Here is a 6,648-nt window from a genome sequence, read left to right as displayed (position 1 = left end):
TACCCATATCCCGGAGGTCGATTCACCCGGAATCGTCTGATTCATCCAGCAATTCAGCCGCCCTCGTCCGGCACCAACGGCCGGACGGAGGACTGCCGGGCGCGGGAACCCAGCCCTGGCATCCCCGCCTCAACACTCCAGCCACCTGGTCGTTCGGGAACCCAGGTCATCCCGGCCAGGTCATCCCGGCCCCGAGCGCGGGACGCGCACCCCCGTGCCCCAAGGCAGCCGCGGGAGGAGGGCTCAGCCTCCCGCGGCTGGGAAGCGCTCCCAGACCCGGTGGGTGCCCAGCCGCTCCACCAGGGCGGGAACGGCCTGCGCTGCGTCGGTTTCGCTGAACACGCCGGGTGCGTGCGGATCGACCCCTGCCGCGGCCCACAGGGCGCTTGCTTCCGGGAGCCCCGCGATCGGCTTGGCGTGCCGGTAGGCCTCGTTGACCAGCAGGACGACGCGGGAGTCCAGCCCCGGCTGGCCGCCGGTGACCGCACCTGACTTGGCGTCAGCAGCCCCGCGGTCGTCCGCGCCGGGTGCGGGGGCGTCGGCGAGCAGCAGCGCGTCGAACTCGACGGACCGGGCTGCGCCGAAGGTCCGCTGGACGGCGAGATCGTCCGACAACGGTGCTCCGTTGGGGCCGATGATCAGCGGCAGCAGCCCCGCGTGCTGGGCGGCGTCGCGCATCCGGCGCACGGTGCCTGGATCGCCGTCGGGGCCGGTGACGATGCCGAGGACGCGGCCGGTAGCGGGCCAGCGCCGCCCGAGCTGGGACAGGGCCGGACTGGGGGTGACATCGGCGGGCGCGGTGTCGCTCTGCGGTGCGGGCAGGCCCAGCCCGGCGGCGACCTGCTGGCAGAGTTCGCGGTCGATCTGTGCCAGGACGGCCAGCACCCGCTGCTTGATCGCCTGCTCGTGCACCTTGGAGAGCTCGAAGGTGTAGGCGGCGATCACGTGCTCGCGCTCCACCGGGTTCAGGCTGAGCCAGAACTGGCGGGGCTGGCTGAAGTGGTCGGCGAAGGAAGCGGGTGCCTCACGGACCTTCGCGGCGGCGGCGATCGGGGTCGGGTACTCCACGAAGGCGTGCTCGTCGGCCCCGGCGAAGAACGGGCAGCCGCCGGCGAGCGAGTTGGGCTTGTAGGGGGCGACGCCGCCGTGCACCGCGTCCTGGTGGAAGCCGTCGCGCAGCATGTCGTTGACCGGTGCGTGGGTGCGGTTGATCGGGATCTGCGCGAAGTTCGGCCCGCCCAGGCGGGTGATCTGGGTGTCGAGGTAGGAGAAGAGGCGGCCGGCCAGCAGCGGGTCGTCGGTGATGTCGATGCCCGGTACGAGGTGACCGGGGTGGAAGGCGACCTGCTCGGTCTCGGCGAAGTAGTTGACCGGGTTGGCGTTCAGTGTCAGCAGCCCGATCGGCTGGACCGGGGCGAGCTCCTCCGGGACGATCTTGGTCGGGTCGAGCAGGTCGATGCCTTCGAACAGCTGCTCCGGAGTGTCGGGGAAGGTCTGGATGCCGAGCTCCCACTGCGGGAAGTTGCCCGCCTCGATGGCATCGGCGAGGTCGCGCCGGTGGAAGTCGGGGTCCGTGCCGCAGATCAGCTGGGCCTCCTCCCAGACCAGGGAGTGCACGCCGGCCTTGGGCTTCCAGTGGAACTTCACCAGCGTGCTCGCACCCTCAGCGTTCACAAGGCGGAAGGTGTGGATCCCGAAGCCCTCCATCATCCGGTAGGAGCGGGGGATGCCGCGGTCGGACATGTTCCAGATGGTGTGGTGCGTCGCCTCGGTGTGCAGCGAGACGAAGTCCCAGAACGTGTCGTGCGCGCTCTGCGCCTGCGGGATCTCCCGGTCCGGGTGCGGCTTGCCGGCGTGGATGACGTCCGGGAACTTGATCGCGTCCTGGATGAAGAACACCGGAATGTTGTTGCCGACCAGGTCGAAGACACCCTCGGAGGTGTAGAACTTCGTCGCGAACCCGCGAGTGTCGCGCACCGTGTCCGCCGAGCCCCGCGACCCCAGGACGGTGGAGAACCGAACGAACACCGGCGTCTCCACTCCCTGTGCCAGGAACGCCGCCCGGGTCACCGCGCCCGCCGTGCCGTAACCGCGGAAGACGCCGTGGGCCGCGGCGCCCCGGGCGTGCACCACCCGCTCGGGGATCCGCTCGTGGTCGAAGTGCGTGATCTTCTCGCGCAGGTGATGGTCCTGCAGCAGAACCGGGCCCCGCGGACCGGCCTTCAATGAATGGTCGGAATCCGGCAGGCGAGCGCCTTGCGCGGTGGTCAGGTAGCCGCCGTTCTGAGACCGCGCGTCCACCGCCACGCCGGTCTCACGGCCGGTGGACGACAGCGGCAGGGGCGCCCGCTGATCCGGTTTCAGGGGCAGCGGAGCCCTCGGCTCGGTCGGCTCCGCCACCTGCGGCGGCCGGCTGCTCGGCGCGCCGGGCACCGTCGTAGGCGGGCCGGGCTTGTCGTCGCGGGGAGACTCCGCGGAGGCGTCCACAATCTTGTTCACAGAGCCAGGCTTGTCGTCGGCCATGATGTCCTCCGGTGTTGGGTCGGGCCGGTACAGGGGGCGATCCACCGGACCGGCGCCCCAGGCCCTCTGATGCGGTGCGAACGGCTGCTGTACGAACGACTATCCCGACCGGCGGCATTCAGCTCGGGAATGACACACCTGCCCCCCGAGCGAACGGCGGCCATCCTTCGCGTACCGGTGCCTGCAGCCGCCGCGAATTCAGCACACCCGTCCCCCGCCGGGGTCGGGCGTGATCCTCACACCCGGCGGGAGTGTGACCTCCTCGCGCGGCCTAGCGCCGCGGCCTTCAGTGAACGTGGTGACGGTCGAGGAGGTGCGCAGGGCTTCGAGGGTCTGCGCCTGTCGGGTGGCTCGCTTGATGAGGCCGTCGAGCTGCGCGCCGTCGAGGCGGCCGTCCGTTTCCGCGAGGGCTCGGAGGGTGCGCCAGCACGAGGTCTTGCCTTCCACGCCCAGCCGCATGAGCTCCAGTTCCCAGACGTCGCTGAGTGGGGAGCGGGATAGCAGGCGGCCGTTGAACTTCAGCCGTCCCGCTTTCTCGGCCAGCCAGCCGGCGGCGGCCTTGCCGCGCTGCGGCGCCACGCCAGCCGCGCGCATCAGGTTGACCAGCGTTGCCCGGTCTTGTTCGACCTCGGCTCCGAGCTTCGCCAGCGTGGGGCCCATCGTGTCGCCTGCGTGGGTCCTGGCAGCGCGGCGCAGCAGTTCCACGCCTGCGGTGGCGCCGGCAAGGTGGTCGTTGAGGTAGATCTTCAGCAGTGGGGAGAATCCAGGGTGCTCTGCTTGGGTGACCATGGCGGTGCTCCAGGGTGGGTGTTCGGGAGTTCGTAGGAGACGGTGTCGACCAGCTCCCGTCGGCTCTGCTCGAATGCGGTGGTCTCCGGGTCCGCCCCGAGTGGGTGCGGACGCCCGCGCCTGAGGGGGTGATGCCGAGCTCGCTACTTGGTCGCCGTACGAGAGGGGCTGCGCGTCGAACCACCCCGGGCCATGCATCGGGGGTACGCAAGGCGCGCCGTCCCCGGACGTGCGCTCGCCTTGGACTTCGATGCGCGAGGGGCGAGGGGGGAAGCGGCTGTTCGTCCTGTCGCACGATGCGTGTCTACCAGCGGTACCGGTGGCCGCCCGTGCCGAAGTGCTCGCCGCGGAAGGCGAGGCCGAGCAGCCACACCGCCACGACGGCCAGCGTGACGATCAAGATGACCAGCGCGATCCACCACAGGGCGTGCAGGGCGAACCCGGCACCGCCCAGGACCAGTGCCAGGAGAAGGACGACGGTCAGGAGAACCATGGGGAACACCTCCTTTCCCTCTGTCGTGCGGACGCGCCGGCTCAGGTCCGGGCTGGGCTGTGCAGCGGGATCCGTAGTAGTTGGTGCTGGCGTGGTGCGGTAGCCGGGCGCCGCCCCGGTGGGCGTCGGGATTGATCTCGTGTGCGTTCTTGATCTGGTCCTTGGTGCGTCCGAAGGTCGGCCTGCCGCCCGCCGGGGGCTGTCGTTGCCGGGGCTGTGTGGTGGGCTTTCAGTTGTCTTGCCTGCTGTGGCTACCAGCGGTACCAGCGGCCGCGGCCGCTGGCGCCGGTGCGCTCGCCGCGGAAGACGAAGCCGAGCAGCCACACGGCTAGGACGACCAGCGCGATCCACCACAGGGCGTGCAGGGCGAACCCGGCGCCGCCCAGGATCAGTGCCAGGAGAAGGACGACGATCAGGAGAACCATGGGGAACACCTCCTTTCCCTACGTTGTGCGGACGCGCGGTCTCAGGCTCCGGTGCGGGGCGCGGTGGGCGGGTCCTTGGGGTCGATGCCCGTTATCGCGGACTGGTCGCGGGTCCCGCTGGGGCGCTGGGACGGGCCGCGGGGGCCGGTGTCGTGGTGGCCCTTCTGGGGCTTCTTGGCGATGTCCTCGCCGCGGCGTCCGTGGCTGTGCACGGGGTTGCCGGCGGGGTTGCCGCTCTCCTCCTCGGCCACCGGCGGGCGCGGGCCCGGCTTGGGGGCGTACTGGTCGGGGTGGAAGGATCGGTGCGCGCTGGGGTTGTCCGGCGCGGGGGTACCGTCGTCCACGCTCGGGCCCCAGCCGCGCTCGGGGACATCGTCCCTGCTCATGGCTGGTGTTCCGGTGGGCGATTTCGTGTGCTTCGACATGACGACTCCTCAGGGTGTCGGGCGGCCCGGGTGCGGTGCCTGGTTCTCCTGCCGGGTCGGGTGGTCAGCGGGATCCGTAGTAGCTGCCGAGGGTGGTGCGGTAGCCGGTGTCGTCCCTGTGGGCGTCGCGGTCGTATCCGGGTGCGTTCTTGATCTGGTCCTTGGTGAGGGCGACGCGGATCGTCTCCTGGCTGTGGTCGACGAGGGTGACGGTGCCGGCGGGCAGCATCACGTGCTTGCCGAAGAGCCACGGCTTGCAGTTGACGACGATGAACGCGGAGCCGACGTCGTCGGTGGCGTCGTCGACCTTCCCGACGTGGCCGTCGATCGCGTCGACCTGGTAGCCGGTCAGGTCGGTGCCGGCGGTGTACCGGGCGGCGGGGCGGTAGCCCCAGATGTCGTTCATGTGGATTCCTCTTTCGCGATGTGGCTGCCGGCGGGGGCCGGCCCCGGCCCCCGCGGCTGGCGTGGTGCCCTGCCCGCCCGAGTGACGGCGCGGCAGGTTGCCGGTCGGGCGCCGGTCAGTGCTTGAAGGCGTCCTTGATCTTGGCTCCGGCCTGCTTGGTGTCGCCCTTGGCCTGGTCGGCGCGGCCCTCGGCCTCGAGGGACCGGTCGCCGGTGGCGCGGCCGACGGCCTTCTTGACGCCGCCCTTGACCGTTTCGGCCTTGTGCGCGGCCTTCTTGCTGACGCTCATGACTGCTTCCCTTCGCGGGATTGCTTCTTGGGGACTGGTGCCGGGAGGCCCGGACGGGCTCAGAGGGAGGCCGGGCGATTTCCGAACGGGTTCTCCTTGCGGTGCTGCTCCTCGTCCGAGGGGGCCGGGTGGCTGTTCGCCGCGTAGCGGTCCGGGACGGCACGTGAACTGGTCGGCGTGGCGCGCGGGCGCGCGTCCCGGTCGAGCAGGTCCTCGCGCTGCTTGAGCAGGTTCTCGCGCTGTCCGGCGAGGTCGTCCCGCTCTTCGGCGAGATCGTCGCGCTGCCGGGTCAGGTCGTCGCGTTCCTGGGCGACGGTCGCCGTCTTGGCGCGGGCCGTGTCGCGCTGCCCGGCCAGGGCCTCGCGGTCCTTGTCGACGGCGGCGGTCTCGCGGCGGGAGTGCCGCAGGTCGCGTCGGGCGGCAAGTCCGCGGCGGGAGGTGCGGCGGGCGCCGGTCAGGAGCAGGCCCAGGCCCAGCATGGCGGCGGCGCCGACGATGATGCCGAACAGGAACAGTGTTCCGGTGGAGCCGTTCAGGTGGTGGCCGAAGACCGAGAACGCGCCGTTCACGGCGTGGGCGCTGCCGGTATTGCTGAAGATTCCTGCCACGGCCACGATCGCCGCGACGACGAGGATGATGAGTCCGAGGATAATGATCATGACGTTTTCCTCCCAAGAGGGATATACGCCGTAGACCTACAGTTAACTCCTTGGCTAGACTGGTGTCTACACCGTAGGTCTACTGATTTGCAGCACGCGGCCTTCCACCCGCTGGCGGGCCCGTCGCGACGAGAAGGAAGGTGCTTGGCATGGATGCGTCCCCAGCCGGTCGCGCGCTGCAGGAGGAAGCGGAGCCGCATCCGGACGGCAAGCTGACCCGCGAGCGGATGCTGGCCTGCGCCCTGGAGATCGTGGACCGGGACGGGGTAGAGAAGCTCTCCATGCGCGCCCTGGCCCGGGCATTGGGCCGCGACCCGATGAGCCTGTACCGCCACGCGGACAACAAGGCCGCCCTGCTCGACGGCATCGCCGAGACCGTCCTGGCCCAGCTCACCGTGGACCCCTCCGACCCCGACTGGGTAGCCCAACTGCGCGCCGTGGCCCACCGCTTCCGCCACCTCGCCCTGACCCACCCGCGCGTCGTGCCGCTGCTGGTCACCCGCCCCCTGGCCACACCCCTGGCCCTGCGCCCCCGCGGCACCCTGCGCCCGCTCGAGGACATCCTGGCCCTGCTCACCCGGGCCGGCTTCACCGGCGCCGACGCCCTGCACATCTACCGCGCCCTGTTCGGATTCCTGC

9 protein-coding genes are annotated in these 6,648 nt (G+C 70.7%); 1 reads left to right on the top strand and 8 read right to left on the bottom strand.

Features of this window, described 5'->3' with window-relative positions; translation table 11 throughout:
* Window positions 1-243: 243 nt before the first annotated feature.
* The 8 genes from TR48_RS32745 to TR48_RS44790 form a co-directional block, all read right to left on the bottom strand.
* Window positions 244-2,523 (bottom strand): catalase, encoded by a 2,280-nt coding sequence (locus TR48_RS32745; RefSeq protein ID WP_042374033.1) that lies wholly within the window; start codon window positions 2,521-2,523, stop codon window positions 244-246.
* 198 nt (window positions 2,524-2,721) lie between these two features.
* Window positions 2,722-3,312 carry a hypothetical protein gene (locus TR48_RS32740; RefSeq protein WP_063771112.1) on the bottom strand — a complete coding sequence of 197 codons (591 nt, stop codon included), beginning with the start codon at window positions 3,310-3,312 and terminating at the stop codon, window positions 2,722-2,724.
* Window positions 3,313-3,616: 304 nt separating this feature from the next.
* Complete coding sequence (locus tag TR48_RS46015) at window positions 3,617-3,805, bottom strand: hypothetical protein (RefSeq protein ID WP_042374032.1); 189 nt, start codon at window positions 3,803-3,805, stop codon at window positions 3,617-3,619.
* A gap of 251 nt (window positions 3,806-4,056) precedes the next feature.
* Window positions 4,057-4,230 (bottom strand): hypothetical protein, encoded by a 174-nt coding sequence (locus tag TR48_RS32730; protein ID WP_042374031.1) that lies wholly within the window; start codon window positions 4,228-4,230, stop codon window positions 4,057-4,059.
* A 41-nt stretch (window positions 4,231-4,271) separates the two neighbouring features.
* Window positions 4,272-4,616, bottom strand: coding sequence for a hypothetical protein (locus tag TR48_RS32725; RefSeq protein WP_236652433.1), 345 nt, complete (start codon window positions 4,614-4,616; stop codon window positions 4,272-4,274).
* A gap of 103 nt (window positions 4,617-4,719) precedes the next feature.
* Window positions 4,720-5,061 (bottom strand): hypothetical protein, encoded by a 342-nt coding sequence (locus TR48_RS32720; protein WP_042374029.1) that lies wholly within the window; start codon window positions 5,059-5,061, stop codon window positions 4,720-4,722.
* A 115-nt stretch (window positions 5,062-5,176) separates the two neighbouring features.
* Complete coding sequence (locus TR48_RS41150) at window positions 5,177-5,350, bottom strand: CsbD family protein (RefSeq protein ID WP_084729946.1); 174 nt, start codon at window positions 5,348-5,350, stop codon at window positions 5,177-5,179.
* Between the two features lie 59 nt (window positions 5,351-5,409).
* Window positions 5,410-6,009: a hypothetical protein gene (locus TR48_RS44790; RefSeq protein ID WP_063771111.1), complete on the bottom strand. Its 600-nt coding sequence runs from the start codon at window positions 6,007-6,009 to the stop codon at window positions 5,410-5,412.
* A 149-nt stretch (window positions 6,010-6,158) separates the two neighbouring features.
* On the opposite strand from TR48_RS44790, the gene TR48_RS32710 reads away from it, so the two are divergent.
* A partial coding sequence (locus TR48_RS32710; protein WP_042374028.1) for a TetR/AcrR family transcriptional regulator occupies window positions 6,159-6,648 on the top strand: 490 nt, incomplete at its 3' end.

The organism is Streptacidiphilus neutrinimicus, from assembly GCF_000787815.1.
GTDB classification, from domain to species: domain Bacteria; phylum Actinomycetota; class Actinomycetes; order Streptomycetales; family Streptomycetaceae; genus Streptacidiphilus; species Streptacidiphilus neutrinimicus.
The sequence above is the reverse complement of the archived record's forward strand: the minus strand, read 5'-3'. Positions and strand labels throughout refer to the sequence as shown.

Bases quoted from the DNA above. Each gene is read 5' to 3' on its own strand.
- TR48_RS32745 (WP_042374033.1), bottom strand. From the start codon at position 2,523: ATGGCCGACGACAAGCCTGGCTCTGTGAACAAGATTGTGGACGCCTCC.
- TR48_RS32740 (WP_063771112.1), bottom strand. From the start codon at position 3,312: ATGGTCACCCAAGCAGAGCACCCTGGATTCTCCCCACTGCTGAAGATC.
- TR48_RS46015 (WP_042374032.1), bottom strand. From the start codon at position 3,805: ATGGTTCTCCTGACCGTCGTCCTTCTCCTGGCACTGGTCCTGGGCGGT.
- TR48_RS32730 (WP_042374031.1), bottom strand. From the start codon at position 4,230: ATGGTTCTCCTGATCGTCGTCCTTCTCCTGGCACTGATCCTGGGCGGC.
- TR48_RS32725 (WP_236652433.1), bottom strand. From the start codon at position 4,616: ATGAGCAGGGACGATGTCCCCGAGCGCGGCTGGGGCCCGAGCGTGGAC.
- TR48_RS32720 (WP_042374029.1), bottom strand. From the start codon at position 5,061: ATGAACGACATCTGGGGCTACCGCCCCGCCGCCCGGTACACCGCCGGC.
- TR48_RS41150 (WP_084729946.1), bottom strand. From the start codon at position 5,350: ATGAGCGTCAGCAAGAAGGCCGCGCACAAGGCCGAAACGGTCAAGGGC.
- TR48_RS44790 (WP_063771111.1), bottom strand. From the start codon at position 6,009: ATGATCATTATCCTCGGACTCATCATCCTCGTCGTCGCGGCGATCGTG.